The organism is Streptomyces sp. CC53 (assembly GCF_001865245.1).
Taxonomy (GTDB): domain Bacteria; phylum Actinomycetota; class Actinomycetes; order Streptomycetales; family Streptomycetaceae; genus Streptomyces.
Map to the genome: position 1 here is coordinate 1 of NZ_MKXB01000170.1, position 20,569 is coordinate 20,569.

The following is a 20,569-nucleotide window of genomic DNA, read 5'->3' on the forward strand; positions in this document are numbered from 1 at the left end:
CAGCCCCGTGCAGCCCCGCAGACTCAAGCGGCCCCGAAGCCCCGGGCACCGCCCGCCCGCGCACCACCCGCACCCACCGCACGCGCACGCACCACCCGCACCCACCGACCGGATCCGGGACCGGCCGGCCGGTCACCGCAGCGCGGGCGGGCGCGCCCCGTCCCTGACCGCAGCGCGCCTCACCGCGCCCGCTGCACCCTCCGCTCGTCCCACACCGGCTCCGCCGTCTCCCGCACGACCCCGTCCGCGCCGAACACCAGGAACCGGTCGAAGGACCGGGCGAACCAGCGGTCGTGCGTCACCGCCAGCACCGTCCCCTCATACGCCTCCAGGCCGGCCTGGAGCGCCTCCGCCGACTCCAGGTCCAGGTTGTCCGTCGGCTCGTCCAGCAGCAGCGCCGTCGTCCCCGACAGTTCCAGCAGCAGGATCTGGAACCGCGCCTGCTGCCCGCCCGACAGCCGGTCGAAGCTCTGGTCGCCCTGGCGCTCCAGCTCGTACCGGCGCAGCGCCGACATCGCGCCGCCCCGGTCCTTGGCGTGCTCGGTCCACAGGATGTCGACGAGCGTGCGGCCCTCCAGTTCGGGGTGTGCGTGGGTCTGGGCGAAGTGGCCGGGCACGACGCGCGCGCCCAGCTTCCAGTGCCCCGTGTGGGCCACGGACGGGTCGCCCGCCAGCAGCCGCAGGAAGTGCGACTTGCCCGACCCGTTCGAGCCCAGCACGGCGACCCGCTCGCCGTAGAAGACCTCCAGGTCGAACGGCTTCATCAGGCCGGTGAGCTCCAGCCGCTCGCAGGTCACCGCGCGCAGACCGGTGCGCCCGCCGCGCAGCCGCATCCGGATGTCCTGCTCGCGCGGAGGCTCCGGCGGCGGCCCGGCCTCCTCGAACTTCCGCAGCCGTGTCTGCGCCGCCGCGTACCGGGAGGCCATCTCGTGGCTGACGGAGGCGGCCTGCCGCAGGGTCGCCACGAGCTTCTTCAGCTGGGCGTGCTTCTCCTCCCAGCGCCGCTTCAGCTCCTCGAAGCGGGCGAAGCGCTCCCGCCGCGCCTCGTGGAACGTCCCGAACCCGCCGCCGTGCACCCACACGTCCGACCCCGCGGGCCCCGGTTCCACCGCGACGATCTTCTGCGCGGCCCGGGACAGCAGCTCCCGGTCGTGCGAGATGAACAGCACCGTCTTGCGGGTCTCCGCGAGCCGCTCCTCCAGCCACCGCTTGCCGGGCACGTCCAGGTAGTTGTCGGGCTCGTCCAGCAGCAGCACCTGGTCGGGTCCGCGCAGCAGCGCCTCCAGCACCAGCCGCTTCTGCTCGCCGCCGCTGAGGGTGCGCACCTGCCGCCACTGCGCCTTCTCGTACGGCACGCCCAGCGCGGCCGTCGTGCACACGTCCCAGAGGGTCTCGGACTCGTACCCGCGCACCTCCGCCCAGTCGCTGAGCGCCTGCGCGTAGCGCAGCTGCGCGGCCTCGTCGTCCACGGTCATCACGAGGTGCTCGGCCTCGTCGACCTCCCGCGCGGCCTTTCGGATCTCCGGCGGCGCCACGGACACCAGCAGGTCCCGCACCGTCCGCTCGTCCCGTACGGACCCCACGAACTGCGGCATGACGCCCAGGCCGCCGCTGACCGACACCGAGCCGCCGTGCGGCTGCAACTCCCCGGCGATCAGCCGCAGGAGGGTCGTCTTCCCCGCGCCGTTGGCCCCGACGAGGGCCACGACGGCCCCCTCACCGACCCGGAACGACGCGTCGGCGAGCAGCGCCCGTCCGTCCGGCAGGTAGTACTCCAGATGCGCGACCTCGACATGCCCCATGCCGCGCATTCTCCCCGGCCCGGCGGCCGTCGGCCCAACGGATTTCCGAGCGGCCCGCCCGGTCTAGGATGCGCGGCATGAGCTTTGGGGGACCGCAGTGGCCGCAGGAGCCGCAGCAGCAGGGCGGGCAGGGCTTCGGCCCGCCGCCGCAAGGACAGCAGCCGGGGGGACGGTACGGCGACCCTTACGCCGGGCAGCAGCCCGCTCAGCCGCACGCCGGGCAGTCCGCCGAGCCGTACGGCGGACCGTACGGGCAGCAGCCCGCGCAGCCCTTCGGAGGCGGGAGCAGCAGCCCCTTCGGCGCGGCGGCCTCCGACGCGCACACCCCGGACTGGGGCGCCCTCGCCGACGCCTCCGCCGCCCGGCAGCGCCGCAAGCGCTTCATGCTGGCCGGTGGCGGCCTCCTCGCCGTCGCCGCCATCGGCACCGTCGTGGCCGTCGCCGTGACCGCGGCCGACAAGGGCACGACCGCGCAGGCCCCGGCCGGCAGCGCCGCGACCGCCCCCGGCGGCCCCGAGATCCCCGCGGGGACGGCCGGACCCGAGCCGTCGTTCTCCTCGGTCGCGCCCGCTCCCCCGCCGGACCCGATGGACTTCCTCACCACCGCGGACAAGGACAAGGCGCCGCTCGCACCGGAGGACCTGTTCCCCGGCAAGAAGCTCACCGTGGGGGACCGCGTCTACCGGAAGGGCGCCGTCGCCTCCACGACGAACTGCGCGGGCGCCGGCAAGGACGGTCTCGGCGCGGTGCTGCAGCAGCACGGATGCACCCGGGTGATCCGCGCCACCTACGAGCGGGACGGGGTCGCCGTCACCGCCGGCGTCGCCCTCTTCGAGGACGAGGCGACGGCGCTGAAGGCCAAGCAGGACGCCAAGGGCGGCATCGCGCCGCTGGCCGGCGACGGCGTCGACACCTTCTGCCGCGCGACGGTCTGCCTGCGCCGCTCCAACGCGCTCGGCCGCTACGCCTACTTCACGCAGGCCGGCTTCGCCGACGGCCGCAAGGTCACCCAGCAGGACGCCGCCGTCTTCCAGACCAGCGACGACCTGGGCACCTTCACCTTCAACCAGATCTACGCACGGGGCCGCGCCCAGGCGTCAGCAGCAGCCACCACTCCCGCTTCCGGCGGTCAGTGACGGCAGGGAGCGCTTGTTGCGGGCCTCCCGGTTGCGGGCGGCCAGCAGCTCGTCCGCCGGATACCCGACCTCCTCCAGGGTGAGCCCGTGGGGCCGGACGACGTGCACGGCGGAGTCCCGCACCCGCGCGGCCAGCACCTTCGCGGGCCACTCCACGCCCTGGTGCCCGTCGCCGACGAACAGCAGCGCCCCGACGAGCGAGCGCACCATGTTGTGGCAGAAGGCGTCGGCCCGCACGGTGGCTTCCAGGACGCCGCTCGGCAGCCGCTCCCACCGCAGCTCCTGGAGCGTGCGGATGGTGGTGGCCCCGTCGCGCCGCTTGCAGTACGCGGCGAAGTCGTGCTCCCCGAGCAGGGTCTCGGCGGCGGCGTTCATGGCGTCGACGTCGAGGGTCCAGTCGTGCCAGAGGACGTGGCCGCGCAGCAGCGGGTCGACACCGCCCGGGGCGTCGGTGACGCGGTAGGCGTAGCGCCGCCAGATCGCCGAGAACCGGGCGTTGAACCCGGGGGGCGCCTCCTCCACACGCCAGATCCGCACGTCGTGCGACAGCCGTCCCGCGAGCCGCCGCAGCAGCTTCTCCCGGTGCGCGTCCCACACGTCCTGCGGCAGGTCGACGTGGGCGACCTGGCCGCGGGCGTGCACCCCGGCGTCGGTCCGCCCGGCGACGGTCAGCTCGTACGTCTCGGAGGACCGCGTCACCGTGCGCAGCGCGTCCTCGATCTCGCCCTGCACGGTGCGCTGCCCGCCGGCTTGTTTGGCCCAGCCGTGGAAGTCCCTGCCGTCGTACGACAGGTCCAGCCGCACCCGTACGAAACCGGGCTCCACCTCATCGCTCACGCCACGATCCTCTCAGACCCCTTCTCATACGGAACGGGCCCGTCCCAGGGGGACGGGCCCGTCAGAGCCGTAGCTCAGGAGGCTTTCGGGCCTCCGGTCCTCCCCCGCTCACGCGGGAGGGGAGGAGGCTCAGGCCTCCTTGGTCTCCTCGGCCGGAGCCTCGGCGGCCTCGTCGGCCTTGGCCTCGTCGGCCTCCTTCACCGCGCGCTTGGTCGCGGCCTCGGCCTCGGCGACGGTCGCCTTCTTGGCGATCTCGCCCTCGACCAGCTCGATGACCGCCATCGGGGCGTTGTCGCCGCGACGGTTGCCGATCTTCGTGATGCGGGTGTAGCCACCCGGGCGCTCGGCGTAGCGCGGGGCGATCTCGGTGAAGAGCGTGTGGACGATGCCCTTGTCCGTGATCGTCTGCAGCACCAGGCGACGGTTGTGGATGTCGCCCTTCTTCGCCTTGGTGATCAGGCGCTCGGCGACGGGGCGCAGGCGGCGGGCCTTGGCCTCGGTCGTGGTGATGCGGCCGTGCTCGAAGAGCGACTTCGCGAGGTTCGCGAGGAGCAGCTTCTCGTGCGCAGCGCTGCCGCCCAGACGGGCGCCCTTGGCGGGCTTCGGCATGGTGTTTCTCCTTGTGATCTGCACCGGCCGTGTCAGGTACCGGTGTCAGGACCCCGCAGGCGGATGCCTGCGGGCAGCTATCGCGTGAGCGCGGGCGCTCGGTGGTGCGGGTGACGGCAGGGCGGTCCGCTGGGGACGCCCCGGCCGGTCAGTACTGCTCGGTCTCGACGAAGCCGGAGTCGGCGTCGTCGTCCGCGCCGAAGGTGTCGGCGGCGGAGGTCGGGTCGAATCCGGGCGGGCTGTCCTTGAGGGCCAGGCCCATGCCGGCCAGCTTCGCCTTGACCTCGTCGATCGACTTCGCACCGAAGTTGCGGATGTCGAGCAGGTCGGCCTCGGAGCGGGCGACGAGCTCGCCCACGGAGTGGATGCCCTCGCGCTTGAGGCAGTTGTAGGAGCGGACGGTGAGCTCCAGCTCCTCGATGGGCAGCGCCAGGTCGGCGGCCAGGGCGGCGTCCGTGGGGGACGGGCCCATGTCGATGCCCTCGGCGTCGATGTTCAGCTCACGGGCGAGACCGAACAGCTCGACCAGCGTCTTGCCGGCGGACGCCATGGCGTCGCGCGGCCGCATGGCCTGCTTGGTCTCGACGTCGACGATCAGCTTGTCGAAGTCGGTGCGCTGCTCGACTCGGGTGGCCTCGACCTTGTAGGTCACCTTCAGGACGGGCGAGTAGATGGAGTCGACCGGGATGCGGCCGATCTCCTGGCCCACCTGCTTGTTCTGCACGGCGGAGACGTAGCCGCGACCGCGCTCGACGGTCAGCTCCATCTCCAGCTTGCCCTTGCTGTTGAGCGTGGCGAGGACGAGGTCGGGGTTGTGCACCTCGACACCGGCCGGGGGCGCGATGTCGGCGGCGGTGACCAGGCCCGGGCCCTGCTTGCGCAGGTACATCACGACGGGCTCGTCGTGCTCCGAGGAGACGACGAGCTGCTTGATGTTGAGGATCAGGTCGGTGACGTCCTCCTTGACGCCCGGCACGGTGGTGAACTCGTGCAGGACCCCGTCGATGCGGATGCTGGTGACAGCGGCACCGGGGATGGAGGAGAGGAGGGTGCGACGGAGGGAGTTGCCGAGCGTGTAGCCGAAGCCGGGCTCCAGCGGCTCGATGACGAACCGCGAGCGGTACTCGTCGACAACCTCTTCGGTCAGCGAGGGACGCTGAGCGATCAGCATGGTGATGTGTCCTTCAGTCGTGGACGCCCGCTATTTGACGTCCTCGGTCACCGGGCGGCTGCCCGGTGGTGTCACTTAGCAAGGGTACGGGCGGTACGCCAGAAAAGAGGCGTACCGCCCGGACCCTCAAGCAGAGCGAAGCGCGGCGTCAGCCGCGGCGGCGCTTCGGCGGGCGGCAGCCGTACCGCGGACACCCGGGGGACGACCCCCGGACCCCCGGCACGGCCCACGCCCTCGTGCGACACGCTCGGCGCCGCACGGCACCGGCGTCAGACGCGGCGGCGCTTCGGCGGGCGGCAGCCGTTGTGCGGGGTCGGCGTGACGTCCTGGATGGAGCCGACCTCAAGGCCGGTGGCCTGGAGGGAACGGATCGCGGTCTCACGACCGGAGCCCGGGCCCTTGACGAAGACGTCGACCTTGCGCATGCCGTGCTCCTGAGCGCGGCGCGCGGCGGACTCGGCGGCCATCTGCGCGGCGAACGGAGTCGACTTGCGCGAGCCCTTGAAGCCGACGTGGCCGGCGGAGGCCCAGGAGATCACGTTGCCGGACGGGTCCGTGATCGAGACGATCGTGTTGTTGAACGTGCTCTTGATGTGCGCGTGGCCGTGAGCGACGTTCTTCTTTTCCTTGCGGCGCACCTTCTTGGCAGCGCCCTGACGTCCCTTGGGGGGCATCTCTAACTCCTACGGGAGGTGGTCGGTCCTACAGCGAAGAGCGAAGACCGTTGGACGGTTCGTCCGCTGCGGACTACTTCTTGCCCGGCTTCTTCTTACCGGCGATGGCGCGACGCGGGCCCTTGCGGGTACGCGCGTTCGTGCTGGTGCGCTGACCGCGGACCGGCAGACCACGGCGGTGGCGCAGACCCTGGTAGCAGCCGATCTCGACCTTGCGGCGGATGTCGGCCTGGACTTCGCGGCGGAGGTCACCCTCGGTCTTGATGTTGTTGTCCACGTACTCGCGGATCTTGACCAGGTCCTCCTCGGACAGGTCGCGAACGCGGGTGTTCGGGTTCACACCAGTGGCGGCGAGGGTCTCCTGCGCCAGGGTGCGGCCAATGCCGAAGACGTAGGTGAGTGCGACCTCCACGCGCTTGTCGCGCGGGATGTCGACACCGGAAACGCGTGCCATTCAATGGCTCCTGTGTGCTCGGGGGTCTTCCGCAGTGCCGTTCCCGGCCGCCGTACGAGGTACGTTCCGGGTCCCCGGCCCCCGCCGGAGGTGTCGCCAACCGGTTTCGACACCGGTCGGGCGGGCACTGCGTATGTACAAAGAAACGTTGCGTCGCGCGTGAACTGCGGAGTGCAGGTCGGTCGGCGTGCGTCAGCCCTGGCGCTGCTTGTGGCGCAGGTTTTCGCAGATGACCATGACCCGGCCGTGACGGCGGATCACCTTGCACTTGTCGCAGATCGTCTTGACGCTCGGCTTGACCTTCATGGGTGAGGTTCTCCGGGTCAGTGCCAGCGCCCCGCGGAATGGGGCACGGACAAGATCTACTTGTATCGGTAGACGATCCGGCCACGCGTCAGGTCGTACGGAGACAGCTCCACGACGACCCGGTCATCCGGGAGGATACGGATGTAGTGCATCCGCATCTTGCCGCTGATGTGCGCGAGGACCTTGTGACCGTTCTGGAGCTCCACCTTGAACATCGCGTTCGGCAGGGACTCGATCACGGTGCCCTCAATTTCGATGGCACCTTGCTTCTTGGCCACGCTTCGCCCTTCGAATCGGCTACCTTGATCGACTCCCGCAGCCGTGTGCGGACACACGGGTACACGAGAGCCGACGCGTCAGTCTACGCCACGCCCCGCGGAAAGACGAATTCTGCCCAACCTCGATGATCCCTACGCGCGCCGCGGGGCGCGGGTCGCACGGGGAACGGGGGCCTAGCCGAGCGGGTCGGGCGCCGCGGTGACGCCGAGCTCCGCGAGACGGGCCTTGCCTCCGTCGGGGGCCGTCAGGACGAGGGGGCCGTCCTCGGTGAGGGCGACGGAGTGCTCCCAGTGCGAGGACCAGGTGCCGTCGGTCGTGATGACGGTCCACTCGTCCTCCAGGACCTCGGTCCTGGGCGTCCCGAGCGACACCATCGGTTCGATCGCCAGGCAGAAGCCGGGCACCAGCTTCGGTCCCTTGCCGCGCTTGCGGGTGACGTAGTTCAGCAGGTGCGGGTCCATGTGCATCTCGGAGCCGATGCCGTGGCCGCCGTAGTCCTCGATGATCCCGTACTTGCCGCCGCCCGGCTTCGGCTGGCGGCGGATGTACGTCTCGATGGCCCGGGAGATGTCCACCAGTCGGTTGCCGTTCTTCATCGCGGCGATGCCGGCCCACATCGACGCCTCGGTGACCCGGGACAGCTCGATCAGCTCGGGGGCGTGCCCGGAGCCGACGAACGCGGTGTACGCGGCGTCGCCGTGCCAGCCGTCGATGATGGCGCCGGCGTCGACGGAGATGATGTCGCCGTCCTTGAGGACGACGTCGTCGCTGGGGATGCCGTGGACGACGACCTCGTTGACCGAGGTGCAGATGGTGGCGGGGAAGCCGCCGTAGCCGAGGAAGTTCGACTTGGCGCCGTGCTCGGCGATGACCTTCCGCGCCGCCTCGTCGAGGTCCTTGGTGGTGGCTCCGGGGACGGCGGCCTCACGCGTCGCCCGGTGGATGGCGGCGACGACCAGCCCCGCCTCGCGCATCTTCGCGATCTGCTCCGGGGTCTTGATCTGCACCATGTCGGCTGACGCCTTTCTCGGACGGACGAGGGGGTTCGAAGGGACTGCAGTACCACCATACGGGCGCACGCCCGACGACAACGCCTCGGCCGCGGCACCCAGAGGGCACCGCGGCCGAGACGACGGAGAGGGAGGGTTACGCGGCCTGCTCGCCCCGCAGGGCGCCCATGGCGCGGTCGGTGACCTCGTTCACCTTGCCGAGCGCGGAGATCGTGACGACCAGGCCCTGGCCCTTGTAGTGGTCGATGATCGGCTCGGTCTGCGTGTGGTAGACCTCCAGCCGCGTGCGGACGGTCTCCTCGGAGTCGTCGTCGCGCTGGTAGAGCTCGCCGCCGCAGACGTCGCAGACGCCGTCCTGCTTCGGCGGGGTGTACGACACGTGGAAGACGTGTGCGCTGTCGTTGCGGCAGATGCGGCGGCCCGCGATCCGCTTCACGACCTCGTCCTCCGGGACCTCCAGGTCGAGCACCGCGTCCAGCTTCATGCCCTCGGCCTCCAGCATGGCGTCGAGCGCCTCGGCCTGGGCCACGTTGCGCGGGAAGCCGTCGAGCAGGAAGCCGCCGGTGGCGTCCGGCTGGGACATGCGGTCCTTGGCCATCCCGATGGTGACCTCGTCGGGGACCAGCTGGCCGGCGTCCATGAACGCCTTCGCCTGCTTGCCCAGCTCGGTGCCCTGGCTGATGTTGGCTCGGAACAGGTCGCCCGTGGAGATGTGCGGGATCGACAGGTTCTTGGCGAGGAACGCGGCCTGCGTTCCCTTGCCTGCACCGGGCGGCCCGACGAGGACGATTCGCATCAGCGGAGGAACCCTTCGTAGTTGCGCTGCTGGAGCTGACTCTCGATCTGCTTCACGGTCTCCAGCCCCACACCCACGATGATCAGGATGCTCGTCCCGCCGAACGGGAAGTTCTGGTTCGCACCGCCGAAGCCCGCCAACGCCATTGTCGGCACGAGAGCGATCAGACCCAGGTACAGCGAGCCCGGCCAAGTGATCCGGTTCAGCACGTAGCTCAGGTACTCAGCAGTAGGTCGACCAGCCCGGATGCCCGGGATGAAGCCACCATACTTCTTCATGTTGTCGGCCACTTCCTCGGGGTTGAAGGAGATGGCCACGTAGAAGAAGGCGAAGAACACGATCAGGAAGAAGTAGATGATCGTGTGGATGGGCTTGCCGTCGACCATATGCTGCTGAATCCACGCAGACCACCCGGTGTTGGCGCTGCCTGCGAACTGGACGATCAGGATCGGGATGTAGAGCAGCGACGAGGCGAAGATGACGGGAATCACACCCGCCTGGTTCACCTTGAGAGGGATGTACGTCGACGTGCCGCCGTAGGACCGACGGCCGATCATGCGCTTCGCGTACTGGACCGGGATGCGGCGCTGGGCCTGCTCGACGAAGACGACCAGGGCGACCATCACGAAGCCGATCAGGATGACGGTGCCGAACTCGATCCAGCCCTTGGCGAGCTTGCCGCTCTCCTTGATGGCCCAGAGGGAGCCGGGGAAGCCGGCGGCGATCGAGATGAACATCAGGATCGACATGCCGTTGCCGATACCGCGGTCGGTGACGAGCTCACCGAGCCACATCACGAGGGCGGTGCCGGCGGTCATCGTGATGACCATGACGATGATCGTGAAGATCGTCGGGTTGTGCACGATCTGGGTGCCCACGGTGCAGCCGGTGAACAGCGCACCGCTCTTGGCGGTGGCGACCAGGCCGGTGCCCTGGAGGATGGCGAGCGCGACGGTCAGGTAGCGCGTGTACTGCGTGATCTTCGCCTGGCCGGTCTGCCCCTCCTTCTTGAGGGCCTCCAGCCGCGGGATGACCACGGTCAGCAGCTGAAGGATGATGCTCGCCGTGATGTACGGCATGATGCCGAGCGCGAAGATGGTGATCTGCAGCAGGGCACCACCGCTGAACATGTTCACGAGACCGAGCAGGTTGTTGTTGCCCTGCTGTGCCTGGTCGACACAGATCTGGACGTTCTCGTAGTTCACACCGGGAACGGGGATGTGCGCACCGAGCCGGTAGATCACGATGATGCCGAACGTGAAGAGCAGCTTCTTACGCAGGTCGGGCGTCTTGAACGCCCGGGCGAACGCGGTGAGCACGGTGCCTCCTGCGACCCCCGAGCTAGCGCGTCAGAGGCGACGGGTAAAAGAATCAGCGGTTACCTGGCAGGGCGGCACTGTGCGCGCACAGTCCGCCCGAAGATTAATGGCGCCACCCTACCCGCCCTTGCGTGCCACGGGAAACATCTGCGGACCGCCGTAGGCCGGGACGCCCCTGCTGAACGGGGGTCCGGGGGCTCCTGTTCCCCCTCCCTCGCTTTCACCCGCAAGCGCGACTCCCCGACCGCGGTTTCCCGGGGCTCCCGCCCCCGCTGCGAGGCCGGCCCGGCCTCGCAGCCGCCGCCTCCCGGTCCCCTCCGGACGGGCGGGACCGCCTGGAGCGCAGGTCGGCGGGGCCGCAGCGGTGCCACAGGGTCCCGATGCCCGGCCCCTCCCCGGCCCGCGGAGACGGCAGCGACTCCAGGAAGACCGGGGCGCAGGATGGGCGCTCCGGGGCGGGTCGCCCGTGTGCCACAGGACGGGTGGGGCATGCGCGAGGTTCGCTGCGGGCGCAGGCATCCGGGGCGGGGCGGTCGTCGCCACCGCGGCCGGACGGCTCGGCTCCCAGGGGCCGGAGCCGCCGCGCCACCGCCCGGTGCGGCCCGGCGGCGCGGCCCCCGGGGCGTACGCCCCCCACCGACCACGGCCGGCCACGCCCCGCCGCGCCTCCCGCCCAGCGGCTGCACGCCACGGCCGCCCCAGAACCCGGCGCACCGAGCGGCCTTCACCCCCGGCCCAGCGACCCGGCCGCCCGGGCCTCACCCCCCAGCCCCGCGACCCGGCCTCCCCCGCCCTGCGGCTGCACGTCTCGGCCGCTGCGGTAGCTCCCGCCTTGGGGCTCCTCACCCCGGACGGCCAGGGCCCGCGCCCCCGCGTTCCGCGTCACGGCGCGCACCCGGCCCGTGGCTCCCGCCCCGCCGTACGACCGGGCCCGGTCACGGGTCGAAGCGCCTCGCACGCCGGAAGCGCCGGAAGCGCCGGAAGCGCCGGAAGCGCCGGAAGCGCCGGCCGGACGTACCACGGGACCGGACCGCCGTCCGCGTCCCGGGCAGCTGACGGACGTACCGCGGGGCCGACCGCCATACGGCTGCCTGCACCGGGCGGGCCCACCGCGGGAACCAGGGGAGCAGCGGCCGCCCCGCGCAGACCGGGTGCGCGGGACCGCCGGACGCCGCCGTACCGCATGCCGCAGGTGTGCGGGGCGGCCGACGAGCGGGCCTTTCCCCTGCCCCGGCCCCCAGGCCACGCCGTCCCACACCGCGACGGGCCGGCGGGCGTCACCGCATCACCCGGGGCCTGCCCGCGAAGGGGCCGGGGCGCCACCCGCGGGCCCCGGCAGCCGGCCGGCCCGGCCCCGGAAAACGCCGCGGCCCGGGCGACCGCCCTCGAAGGGGCGGCCACCCGGGCCGTGAAGCGTCAGCGCGAGGCTCAGACGAGCTCGGTGACCGTACCGCCGGCGGCGGTGATCTTCTCCTTGGCGGAGCCGGAGACGGCGTCGACCGTCACCTGCAGCGCCACGGAGACCTCGCCCTGGCCGAGCACCTTGACGAGCTGGTTCTTGCGAACCGCGCCCTTGGCGACCAGGTCGTCGACCGTGACCTCGCCACCCTCGGGGTAGAGGGAGGCGAGCTTGTCCAGGTTCACGACCTGGTACTCGGTCTTGAAGGGGTTCTTGAAGCCCTTGAGCTTCGGGAGGCGCATGTGGAGAGGCATCTGGCCACCCTCGAAGCGCTCCGGAACCTGGTAACGGGCCTTCGTGCCCTTGGTACCACGACCGGCCGTCTTACCCTTCGACGCCTCACCACGACCCACACGGGTCTTGGCGGTCTTGGCGCCCGGGGCGGGACGGAGGTTGTGGATCTTCAGCGGGTTCTGCTCCGCCATGATCAGTCGACCTCCTCGACCGTCACGAGGTGGCGGACGGTGTGCACCATGCCGCGGAACTCGGGGCGGTCCTCCTTGACGACCACGTCACCCAGGCGCTTGAGGCCCAGGGTCCGCAGGGTGTCACGGTGGTTCTGCTTGCTGCCGATGTACGACTTCGTCTGCGTGATCTTGAGGCGAGCCATTACGCACCCGCTCCCGCACGCGCACGCAGCAGGGCCGCGGGGGCGACGTCCTCGAGCGGCAGACCGCGGCGGGCCGCGATCTCCTCGGGACGCTGCAGGCCCTTCAGGGCCGCCACGGTCGCGTGCACGATGTTGATCGCGTTGTCGGAGCCGAGCGACTTCGACAGGATGTCGTGGACGCCGGCGCACTCCAGGACGGCGCGCACCGGACCACCGGCGATCACACCGGTACCGGGGGAAGCAGGCTTGAGCAGGACGACGCCCGCGGCCTTCTCACCCTGGATGGGGTGCGGGATGGTGCCCTGGATGCGGGGGACCTTGAAGAAGTGCTTCTTGGCCTCCTCCACGCCCTTGGCGATCGCGGCCGGCACCTCCTTGGCCTTGCCGTAACCGACACCCACGGTGCCGTCACCGTCGCCCACCACGACCAGCGCGGTGAAGCTGAAGCGACGACCACCCTTCACAACCTTGGCAACACGGTTGATCGCGACGACGCGCTCAACGTACGCGGTCTTCTCGGCGGCAGCAGCGCCGCCGTCACGGCCCTTCCGGTCCCGCCGCTCGCCGCCACCGGCGCCGCCACCGCGGCGCTGGGGTCCAGCCATTGGAATTACCTCTCTCTTCTCCGCTAGCTACGGAAGCGGCTCAGAACTTGAGTCCGGCTTCGCGGGCGGCGTCCGCCAGGGCGGCGATGCGCCCCGCGTACCTGTTGCCACCGCGGTCGAACACGACGGCCTCGACACCGGCGGCCTTGGCACGCTCGGCCACGAGCTGGCCGACCTGCTTCGCCTTCGCCGACTTGTCGCCCTCGCCGCCGCGGATGGACGCGTCCAGGTGCGACGCCGAGGCGACCGTGCGGCCGGCGATGTCGTCGATGACCTGGGCGGTGATGCCACGGTTGGAGCGCGTCACGACCAGACGCGGACGGTCCGCGGTACCCGCGATCTTCTTGCGGATGCGGATGTGGCGACGCTTCAGAGCAGCGCCCTTGTAGGCCTTGCCCTTGGCAATCTTCACGCCGTATGCCATGGCTTACTTACCAGCCTTTCCGACCTTGCGGCGGATGACCTCGCCCGCGTACTTCACGCCCTTGGCCTTGTACGGGTCGGGCTTGCGCAGCTTGCGGATGTTCGCGGCGACCTCGCCGACCTTCTGCTTGTCGATGCCCTCGACCGAGAACTTGGTCGGCGACTCGACCTTGAAGGAGATGCCCTCGGGGGCCTCCACCAGGATCGGGTGGCTGTATCCGAGCTGGAACTCCAGGTTGGAGCCCTTGGCGGCGACGCGGTAACCGACACCGCTGATCTCGAGCGCCTTCGTGTACCCCTGGGTCACGCCGGTGATCATGTTCGCCACCAGCGTGCGGGACAGGCCGTGCAGGGCCTTGTTCTGACGCTCGTCGTTCGGGCGGGTGACACGCAGGGTGCCGTCCTCGTCCCTGGCGATCTCGATCGGCGCGGCGACGGTGTGGCTCAGGGTGCCCTTGGGGCCCTTCACCTGCACCGTACGGCCGTCGATGGTGACGTCCACACCAGCGGGAACCGAGATGGGGAGCTTGCCGATACGCGACATTGGCTATTCCTCCGTTCCCGATTACCAGACGTAGGCGAGGACTTCCCCACCCACGCCCTTCTTCTGTGCCTGCTGGCCGGTCAGGAGGCCGTGCGACGTGGAGATGATCGCCACGCCGAGACCGCCGAGGACCTTCGGCAGGTTCGTGGACTTCGCGTAGACCCGGAGACCGGGCTTCGAGATCCGCTTGATGCCCGCGATGGAGCGCTCACGGTTCGGACCGTACTTGAGCTCGAGGACGAGGTTCTTACCGACCTCGGCGTCCTCGACCTTCCAGTCCGTGATGAAGCCCTCCTGCTTGAGGATCTCCGCGATGTGAGACTTGATCTTGCTGTGCGGCATCGACACGGAGTCGTGGTACGCCGAGTTCGCGTTACGCAGACGCGTGAGCATGTCTGCGATCGGATCAGTCATGGTCATGAATTGGCCTTGGGCCTCTCTCGCCGGGGTTTCCTGTATGCGCCATCCCTCTCCCCGCTCAGGGGCGGGACGGGTGCGGCGCGGGGACCTACGGCGTAGTAAGTCGTATGGGCGGCAGGCGCCCAACCCCACAAGCCTACGGCATGGGGAGAAGGGCGACTGCCGGCCAGAGTGCTTACCGAGAGCCTGGCGTCAACCGAAGTCGGTTGTTACCAGGAGCTCTTGGTGACGCCCGGCAGCTCGCCGCGGTGAGCCATCTCACGAAGGCACACACGGCACAGGCCGAACTTGCGGTACACGGAGTGCGGACGACCGCAGCGCTGGCAACGGGTGTAGCCACGCACACCGAACTTGGGCTTGCGAGCAGCCTTCGCGATCAGAGCCTTCTTCGCCATCTCGCTCACGCCTCCTTGAACGGGAAGCCGAGGTGACGGAGGAGCGCGCGGCCCTCAGCGTCGTTGGTCGCCGTGGTGACCACGGTGATGTCCATACCCCGGACGCGGTCGATCTTGTCCTGGTCGATCTCGTGGAACATGACCTGCTCCGTGAGACCGAAGGTGTAGTTGCCACGGCCGTCGAACTGCTTGGGGGACAGACCACGGAAGTCGCGGATGCGCGGGAGCGCGAGCGACAGGGTGCGGTCCAGGAACTCCCACATGCGGTCGCCACGGAGCGTGACGTGGGCACCGATCGGCTGACCCTCACGCAGCTTGAACTGCGCGATGGACTTGCGGGCCTTGGTGACGGCCGGCTTCTGACCGGTGATCGTGGTGAGGTCGCGGATGGCGCCCTCGATCAGCTTGGAGTCGCGGGCGGCGTCGCCCACACCCATGTTGACCACGATCTTGACGAGGCCGGGAACCTGCATGACGTTCTCGTACGAGAACTCCTCGCGCAGCTTGCCCGCGATCTCCTCGCGGTACTTCGTCTTCAGACGCGGAGTGGTGGTGGTAGCCATCAGATGTCCTCACCCGTCCGCTTGGCAACGCGGATCTTGTTGCCGTTCTCGTCGAAGCGGTAACCGACGCGGGTCACGACCTTCTGGCCGTCCTTCTCCACGACGAGCTGAACGTTGCTCACGTGGACCGGGGCCTCGACCGTGACGATGCCGCCGGCCTGGGAGGCGCGGCCCGGCTGGTTCGCCTTGACGTGCTTCTTGACCCGGTTGACACCCTCGACCAGGACGCGGTCCTCGCGGGGGTAGGCCGCGATGACCTTGCCCTGCTTGCCCTTGTCCTTACCGGTGATGACCTGGACCAGGTCGCCCTTCTTGATCTTCATGCTTACAGCACCTCCGGCGCGAGCGAGATGATCTTCATGAACTTCTTCTCGCGCAGCTCACGGCCCACGGGGCCGAAGATACGGGTGCCGCGAGGGTCGCCGTCGTTCTTCAGAATGACGGCGGCGTTCTCGTCGAAGCGGATGTACGAGCCGTCCTGGCGGCGGCGCTCCTTGACGGTGCGAACGATGACCGCCTTGACGACGTCACCCTTCTTCACGTTGCCACCGGGGATCGCGTCCTTGACGGTGGCGACGATGACGTCACCGATGCCCGCGTAGCGGCGACCGGAGCCACCGAGCACACGGATGCAAAGGATCTCCTTCGCACCAGTGTTGTCGGCGACCCGAAGTCGCGACTCCTGCTGGATCACGTCTATCTCCTGATCGTCTGCCGGTTCCCCGCCGGGGGCTGGTCTCCCAGCCCCCGGCGGAGCCTGGCGGAACTAAGTGCTGGGGCGAGCCCCAGCGGGGGCTTGCGGGGACGGCCCGCCTCGTGATCCACGAGGCGGTGCCCCCGCACTCTTACTTGGCCTTCTCGAGGATCTCGACGACGCGCCAGTGCTTCGTGGCGGACAGCTTCCGGGTCTCCATCAGGAGGACGCGGTCGCCGACGCCGGCAGCGTTCTGCTCGTCGTGCGCCTTGAGCTTGTTCGTACGGCGGATGACCTTGCCGTACAGCGCGTGCTTCACGCGGTCCTCGACGGCGACGACGACGGTCTTGTCCATCTTGTCGCTGACGACGTAACCCTCACGGGTCTTGCGCGCGTTGCGCTCGGTCTTCTGCTGCTCAGTCACGTTGCTCTCGCTCATCAGGCGCTCTCCACCGTCTCGATGCCGAGCTCGCGCTCACGCATCAGGGTGTAGATCCGGGCGATGTCCTTACGGACCGCCTTCAGACGGCCGTGGTTCTCGAGCTGACCGGTCGCCGCCTGGAAGCGGAGGTTGAACAGCTCTTCCTTGGCCTCGCGGAGCTTGCCGACAAGCTCCTCGTTGCCCAGCTCGCGCAGCTCGGACGCCTTGGTACCGGCCGACATCACGCCTCACCTGCTTCGCGCTTCACGATGCGGCACTTCATCGGCAGCTTGTGGGCCGCACGAGTGAGGGCCTCACGCGCGATCTTCTCGTTCGGGTAGGACAGCTCGAACATGACCCGACCGGGCTTGACGTTCGCGATCCACCACTCCGGGGAGCCCTTACCGGAACCCATGCGGGTCTCGGCGGGCTTCTTGGTGAGCGGGCGGTCCGGGTAGATGTTGATCCAGACCTTGCCGCCACGCTTGATGTGGCGGGTCATCGCGATACGGGCCGCCTCGATCTGGCGGTTGGTCACGTACGCCGGGGTGAGGGCCTGAATGCCGTACTCGCCGAACGCAACCTGCGTACCACCCTTGGACATACCGTTCCGCTTGGGGTGGTGCTGCTTGCGGTGCTTGACCCTACGGGGGATCAGCATGTCGGTCAGGCCTCCGTTCCGGTGCTCTCAGCCGGAGCAGCGGCAGCGGCCTCGGCCTTGGGGGCCTCGGCGGCGGCGTTCTGCTGCTGCGGCTTGCGGCCGCGACCGCCGCGCTCGCCACGGCCACCGCGGGCCGGGCGGTCGGCACCGCCACGGGCCGGGCGGTTGCCGGCGCGGGCGGCGGCGTTCTCGGCGCGAACCTCGGCGATGTTCTTGACGTCGCCCTTGTAGATCCACACCTTCACGCCGATGCGGCCGAAGGTGGTCTTGGCCTCGAAGAAGCCGTACTCGACGTTCGCGCGGAGGGTGTGCAGCGGCACACGGCCCTCGCGGTAGAACTCCGAGCGGGACATCTCGGCGCCGCCGAGGCGGCCACCGCACTGGATCTTGATGCCCTTGGCGCCCGCCTTCATCGCCGACTGCATGCTCTTGCGCATGGCGCGGCGGAAGGAGACGCGGGAGGACAGCTGCTCGGCCACGGCCTGGGCCACGAGCTGAGCGTCGACCTCGGGGTTCTTGACCTCGAGGATGTTCAGCTGGACCTGCTTGCCGGTGAGCTTCTCCAGGTCGCCGCGGATGCGGTCGGCCTCGGCGCCGCGGCGGCCGATGACGATGCCCGGGCGAGCGGTGTGGATGTCCACGCGGACGCGGTCACGGGTGCGCTCGATCTCGACCTTGGAGATGCCGGCGCGCTCCATGCCGGACGTCATCATCCGACGGATGGCGACGTCTTCCTTGACGTAGTCCTTGTACAGCTTGTCGGCGTACCAGCGCGACTTGAAGTCGGTGGTGATGCCGAGCCGGAACCCGTGCGGGTTTACCTTCTGGCCCATTACCGGGTTCCTTCCTTGCTGCTGACGACCACAGTGATGTGGCTGGTCCGCTTACGGATCCGGTAGGCGCGGCCCTGGGCGCGCGGACGGAACCGCTTCAGGGTCGGACCCTCGTCCACGTACGCCTCGCTGATGAACAGCGAGGAGGCGTCCGTGTGGTTGTTGTTGTGCGCGGCGTTGGCGATGGCGCTGTCCAGCACCTTCTTGACCGGCACGCTCGCGGCCTGCGGGGCGAAACGCAGGACCGCCTGAGCCTCCGTGGCGTCCATGCCACGGATGAGGTCCACCACGCGGCGGGCCTTCATGGGCGTGACGCGGATGTACCGCGCCTGGGCCCTGGCTTCCATGGTTGTCCCTTCGGTGTAAGTCATCAGTCGTTCACACCCCGCCTTTAGCGGCGCTTCGACTTCCGGTCTTCCTTGACGTGGCCGCGGAAGGTGCGGGTCGGCGAGAACTCGCCGAGCTTGTGGCCGACCATCGACTCGGTGACGAACACCGGGACGTGGGTCTTACCGTTGTGCACCGCGATCGTGTGGCCGAGCATGGCCGGGACGATCATCGAGCGACGGGACCAGGTCTTGATGACGTTCTTGGTGCCTGCTTCGTTCTGCGTGTCCACCTTCTTGATCAGGTGGTCGTCGACGAAGGGCCCCTTCTTGAGACTACGCGGCATCTAAACCCGCTCCTAGCGCTTCTTGTTCGTCTTGCGGCGGCGGACGATGTACTTGTTGCTCGCCTTCTTGGGAGAACGCGTACGACCCTCCTTCTGACCCCACGGGGAGACCGGGTGACGACCACCGGAGGTCTTGCCCTCACCACCACCGTGCGGGTGGTCAACCGGGTTCATCGCCACACCGCGGACGGTCGGGCGAACGCCCAGCCAGCGCTTGCGGCCGGCCTTGCCCCAGTTGATGTTCGACTGCTCGGCGTTGCCGACCTCGCCGATGGTGGCGCGGCAGCGGACGTCGACCAGGCGGATCTCACCGGACGGCATGCGGAGGTGGGCCATGGAGCCCTCCTTCGCGAGCAGCTGCACGGAGGCGCCGGCGGACCGGGCGAACTTGGCACCGCCACCGGGACGGAGCTCGATCGCGTGGATCGTGGTACCGACCGGGATGTTGCGGAGGGCCAGGTTGTTGCCGGGCTTGATGTCGGCACCGGGGCCGTTCTCGATCCGGTCGCCCTGGTGGAGGCCCTTGGGGGCGATGATGTAGCGCTTCTCGCCGTCCGCGTAGTGCAGGAGCGCGATGCGCGCGGTGCGGTTCGGGTCGTACTCGATGTGAGCGACCTTCGCCGGGACGCCGTCCTTGTCGTGACGACGGAAGTCGATCACGCGGTAGGCGCGCTTGTGTCCGCCACCCTGGTGGCGAACGGTCACACGACCGGTGTTGTTACGGCCGCCCTTGCTGTGCAGGGGGCGGACCAGCGACTTCTCCGGCGTGGACCGCGTGATCTCGACGAAGTCGGCGACGCTGGCGCCACGACGGCCAGGAGTCGTCGGCTTGTACTTGCGGATACCCATTTCTCAGTCCTCGTCCGATATTCGGACGATCCAGACCGCCCTTAGGCGGTCGGACCGCCGAAGATGTCGATACGGTTGCCCTCGGCAAGGGTCACGATCGCGCGCTTGGTGTTGGCGCGCTTGCCGAAGCCCGTGCGGGTGCGCTTGCGCTTGCCCTGCCGGTTGATCGTGTTGACCCCGGTGACCTTGACCGAGAAGACCGCCTCGACGGCCTGCTTGATCTGGGTCTTGTTCGCGCGCGGGTCGACGACGAACGTGTACTTGTTCTCGTCCAGCAGCGCGTAGCTCTTCTCGGAGACAACCGGCTTGACGAGGATGTCACGCGGGTCCGTGAAGGTCTTGCTGGTGACGGTCGCCTCGGACATCAGGCGTCGCTCCCTTCGGTCTCAACGGCCTTGGGGCCAGACACGAAGGACTCGAAGGCGGCCTTGGTGAAGACCACGTCGTCGGATCGCATCACGTCGTACGTGTTCAGCTGGCCCGGCTCCAGGATGTGCACCTGGGGCAGGTTGCGGGCGGACAGCCACGCGGCCTCGTCGGCCCGGTCGACGATCAGGAGCAGGTTCTTGCGCTCGCTGATCTTGCCGAACAGGGTCTTGGCGGCCTTGGTGGACGGCGCCTCGCCCTCGATCACGCCGGTGACGACGTGGATGCGGGAGTTGCGCGCCCGGTCGGTGAGGGCACCGCGCAGGGCGGCGGCCTTCATCTTCTTGGGCGTGCGCTGCGAGTAGTCGCGCGGCACGGGGCCGTGCACGACGCCACCGCCGGCGAACTGCGGCGCGCGGGTCGAACCCTGGCGGGCGCGACCGGTGCCCTTCTGGCGGTACGGCTTCTTGCCACCGCCACGGACCTCGCCGCGGGTCTTGGTCTTGTGCGTGCCCTGGCGGGCAGCGGCCAGCTGCGCGACGACGACCTGGTGGATCAGCGGGACGCTGACCTTCGCGTCGAAGATCTCCGCGGGGAGCTCGACGGTCCCGGCCTTCTCGCCAGCCGGCGAAAGGATGTCAATGGTGCTCATCGGTTACC

Annotated in this window: 31 protein-coding genes; 1 reads left to right on the forward strand and 30 read right to left on the reverse strand. The window is 69.4% G+C overall.

Features of this window, described 5'->3' with window-relative positions; translation table 11 throughout:
- Positions 1 to 179 precede the first annotated feature (179 nt).
- The gene (locus BJP40_RS20665; protein ID WP_107416823.1) at positions 180 to 1,802 is read right to left on the reverse strand and encodes an ABC-F family ATP-binding cassette domain-containing protein; all 1,623 of its coding nucleotides are present in this window, start codon (positions 1,800 to 1,802) and stop codon (positions 180 to 182) included.
- 77 nt (positions 1,803 to 1,879) lie between these two features.
- Here BJP40_RS20665 and BJP40_RS20670 point away from each other — a divergent pair, with 77 nt between their 5' ends.
- Positions 1,880 to 2,938, forward strand: coding sequence for a hypothetical protein (locus BJP40_RS20670; RefSeq protein WP_071281649.1), 1,059 nt, complete (start codon positions 1,880 to 1,882; stop codon positions 2,936 to 2,938).
- Here the strand turns inward: BJP40_RS20670 and truA are convergent.
- The 29 genes from truA to rplD all read right to left on the reverse strand — a co-directional run bounded on the left by truA (position 2,900) and on the right by rplD (position 20,561).
- On the reverse strand, positions 2,900 to 3,775 hold the full coding sequence (truA, locus tag BJP40_RS20675; RefSeq protein WP_071281650.1) for a tRNA pseudouridine(38-40) synthase TruA: 876 nt from the start codon (positions 3,773 to 3,775) through the stop codon (positions 2,900 to 2,902). The genes BJP40_RS20670 and truA overlap by 39 nt on opposite strands.
- 129 nt (positions 3,776 to 3,904) lie before the next feature.
- Positions 3,905 to 4,384, reverse strand: coding sequence for a 50S ribosomal protein L17 (gene rplQ, locus BJP40_RS20680; RefSeq protein ID WP_071281651.1), 480 nt, complete (start codon positions 4,382 to 4,384; stop codon positions 3,905 to 3,907).
- A gap of 148 nt (positions 4,385 to 4,532) precedes the next feature.
- On the reverse strand, positions 4,533 to 5,555 hold the full coding sequence (locus tag BJP40_RS20685) for a DNA-directed RNA polymerase subunit alpha (protein WP_071273206.1): 1,023 nt from the start codon (positions 5,553 to 5,555) through the stop codon (positions 4,533 to 4,535).
- A 269-nt stretch (positions 5,556 to 5,824) separates the two neighbouring features.
- Positions 5,825 to 6,229: a 30S ribosomal protein S11 gene (gene rpsK, locus BJP40_RS20690; protein ID WP_003956432.1), complete on the reverse strand. Its 405-nt coding sequence runs from the start codon at positions 6,227 to 6,229 to the stop codon at positions 5,825 to 5,827.
- Between the two features lie 73 nt (positions 6,230 to 6,302).
- Positions 6,303 to 6,683, reverse strand: a complete 381-nt coding sequence (gene rpsM, locus BJP40_RS20695; protein WP_071273203.1) for a 30S ribosomal protein S13 — start codon at positions 6,681 to 6,683, stop codon at positions 6,303 to 6,305.
- Positions 6,684 to 6,875: 192 nt separating this feature from the next.
- Positions 6,876 to 6,989 carry a 50S ribosomal protein L36 gene (rpmJ, locus tag BJP40_RS20700; protein WP_071273200.1) on the reverse strand — a complete coding sequence of 38 codons (114 nt, stop codon included), beginning with the start codon at positions 6,987 to 6,989 and terminating at the stop codon, positions 6,876 to 6,878.
- Between the two features lie 56 nt (positions 6,990 to 7,045).
- Complete coding sequence (infA, locus tag BJP40_RS20705) at positions 7,046 to 7,267, reverse strand: translation initiation factor IF-1 (RefSeq protein ID WP_003956442.1); 222 nt, start codon at positions 7,265 to 7,267, stop codon at positions 7,046 to 7,048.
- 174 nt (positions 7,268 to 7,441) lie between these two features.
- Complete coding sequence (gene map, locus BJP40_RS20710) at positions 7,442 to 8,278, reverse strand: type I methionyl aminopeptidase (RefSeq protein WP_071281652.1); 837 nt, start codon at positions 8,276 to 8,278, stop codon at positions 7,442 to 7,444.
- Positions 8,279 to 8,414: 136 nt separating this feature from the next.
- Positions 8,415 to 9,074, reverse strand: a complete 660-nt coding sequence (locus tag BJP40_RS20715) for an adenylate kinase (RefSeq protein ID WP_071273194.1) — start codon at positions 9,072 to 9,074, stop codon at positions 8,415 to 8,417.
- Complete coding sequence (gene secY / locus BJP40_RS20720; protein WP_071273191.1) at positions 9,074 to 10,393, reverse strand: preprotein translocase subunit SecY; 1,320 nt, start codon at positions 10,391 to 10,393, stop codon at positions 9,074 to 9,076. The genes BJP40_RS20715 and secY overlap by 1 nt, the downstream gene beginning before the upstream one ends.
- Before the next feature lie 1,428 nt (positions 10,394 to 11,821).
- Positions 11,822 to 12,277, reverse strand: coding sequence for a 50S ribosomal protein L15 (gene rplO / locus BJP40_RS20725; RefSeq protein WP_071273188.1), 456 nt, complete (start codon positions 12,275 to 12,277; stop codon positions 11,822 to 11,824).
- Between the two features lie 2 nt (positions 12,278 to 12,279).
- The gene (rpmD, locus tag BJP40_RS20730) at positions 12,280 to 12,462 is read right to left on the reverse strand and encodes a 50S ribosomal protein L30 (protein ID WP_023587020.1); all 183 of its coding nucleotides are present in this window, start codon (positions 12,460 to 12,462) and stop codon (positions 12,280 to 12,282) included.
- Positions 12,462 to 13,067: a 30S ribosomal protein S5 gene (gene rpsE, locus BJP40_RS20735; RefSeq protein WP_016645168.1), complete on the reverse strand. Its 606-nt coding sequence runs from the start codon at positions 13,065 to 13,067 to the stop codon at positions 12,462 to 12,464. The genes rpmD and rpsE overlap by 1 nt, the downstream gene beginning before the upstream one ends.
- 40 nt (positions 13,068 to 13,107) lie before the next feature.
- Positions 13,108 to 13,491, reverse strand: a complete 384-nt coding sequence (gene rplR, locus BJP40_RS20740) for a 50S ribosomal protein L18 (protein WP_071273181.1) — start codon at positions 13,489 to 13,491, stop codon at positions 13,108 to 13,110.
- 3 nt (positions 13,492 to 13,494) lie between these two features.
- On the reverse strand, positions 13,495 to 14,034 hold the full coding sequence (gene rplF, locus BJP40_RS20745; RefSeq protein WP_071273178.1) for a 50S ribosomal protein L6: 540 nt from the start codon (positions 14,032 to 14,034) through the stop codon (positions 13,495 to 13,497).
- 21 nt (positions 14,035 to 14,055) lie between these two features.
- The gene (rpsH, locus tag BJP40_RS20750; RefSeq protein ID WP_071273175.1) at positions 14,056 to 14,454 is read right to left on the reverse strand and encodes a 30S ribosomal protein S8; all 399 of its coding nucleotides are present in this window, start codon (positions 14,452 to 14,454) and stop codon (positions 14,056 to 14,058) included.
- Between the two features lie 209 nt (positions 14,455 to 14,663).
- Positions 14,664 to 14,849 (reverse strand): type Z 30S ribosomal protein S14, encoded by a 186-nt coding sequence (locus tag BJP40_RS20755; protein ID WP_003948630.1) that lies wholly within the window; start codon positions 14,847 to 14,849, stop codon positions 14,664 to 14,666.
- Between the two features lie 5 nt (positions 14,850 to 14,854).
- Positions 14,855 to 15,412 (reverse strand): 50S ribosomal protein L5, encoded by a 558-nt coding sequence (gene rplE, locus BJP40_RS20760; protein WP_019329632.1) that lies wholly within the window; start codon positions 15,410 to 15,412, stop codon positions 14,855 to 14,857.
- A complete protein-coding gene (gene rplX, locus BJP40_RS20765; protein ID WP_071273172.1) occupies positions 15,412 to 15,735 on the reverse strand; it encodes a 50S ribosomal protein L24 in 324 nt (107 codons plus the stop codon). The genes rplE and rplX overlap by 1 nt, the downstream gene beginning before the upstream one ends.
- A 2-nt stretch (positions 15,736 to 15,737) precedes the next feature.
- Positions 15,738 to 16,106 (reverse strand): 50S ribosomal protein L14, encoded by a 369-nt coding sequence (rplN, locus tag BJP40_RS20770; protein ID WP_003956455.1) that lies wholly within the window; start codon positions 16,104 to 16,106, stop codon positions 15,738 to 15,740.
- 151 nt (positions 16,107 to 16,257) lie between these two features.
- A complete protein-coding gene (rpsQ, locus tag BJP40_RS20775) occupies positions 16,258 to 16,545 on the reverse strand; it encodes a 30S ribosomal protein S17 (RefSeq protein WP_071273169.1) in 288 nt (95 codons plus the stop codon).
- Positions 16,545 to 16,769, reverse strand: a complete 225-nt coding sequence (gene rpmC / locus BJP40_RS20780) for a 50S ribosomal protein L29 (RefSeq protein WP_071273166.1) — start codon at positions 16,767 to 16,769, stop codon at positions 16,545 to 16,547. Before rpmC ends, rpsQ begins: the two co-directional genes overlap by 1 nt.
- A complete protein-coding gene (rplP, locus tag BJP40_RS20785; protein WP_009190136.1) occupies positions 16,769 to 17,188 on the reverse strand; it encodes a 50S ribosomal protein L16 in 420 nt (139 codons plus the stop codon). Before rplP ends, rpmC begins: the two co-directional genes overlap by 1 nt.
- A 5-nt stretch (positions 17,189 to 17,193) precedes the next feature.
- On the reverse strand, positions 17,194 to 18,021 hold the full coding sequence (gene rpsC / locus BJP40_RS20790) for a 30S ribosomal protein S3 (protein ID WP_071273163.1): 828 nt from the start codon (positions 18,019 to 18,021) through the stop codon (positions 17,194 to 17,196).
- The gene (rplV, locus tag BJP40_RS20795) at positions 18,021 to 18,368 is read right to left on the reverse strand and encodes a 50S ribosomal protein L22 (RefSeq protein WP_071281653.1); all 348 of its coding nucleotides are present in this window, start codon (positions 18,366 to 18,368) and stop codon (positions 18,021 to 18,023) included. The genes rpsC and rplV overlap by 1 nt, the downstream gene beginning before the upstream one ends.
- A gap of 44 nt (positions 18,369 to 18,412) precedes the next feature.
- Positions 18,413 to 18,694, reverse strand: coding sequence for a 30S ribosomal protein S19 (rpsS, locus tag BJP40_RS20800; RefSeq protein WP_071273157.1), 282 nt, complete (start codon positions 18,692 to 18,694; stop codon positions 18,413 to 18,415).
- Between the two features lie 12 nt (positions 18,695 to 18,706).
- Entirely contained in the window at positions 18,707 to 19,543 is an 837-nt protein-coding gene (rplB, locus tag BJP40_RS20805; protein WP_071273154.1) for a 50S ribosomal protein L2, read from the reverse strand.
- A 41-nt stretch (positions 19,544 to 19,584) separates the two neighbouring features.
- On the reverse strand, positions 19,585 to 19,908 hold the full coding sequence (rplW, locus tag BJP40_RS20810; RefSeq protein ID WP_071273151.1) for a 50S ribosomal protein L23: 324 nt from the start codon (positions 19,906 to 19,908) through the stop codon (positions 19,585 to 19,587).
- On the reverse strand, positions 19,908 to 20,561 hold the full coding sequence (rplD, locus tag BJP40_RS20815; protein ID WP_071273148.1) for a 50S ribosomal protein L4: 654 nt from the start codon (positions 20,559 to 20,561) through the stop codon (positions 19,908 to 19,910). The genes rplW and rplD overlap by 1 nt, the downstream gene beginning before the upstream one ends.
- Positions 20,562 to 20,569: the final 8 nt, after the last annotated feature.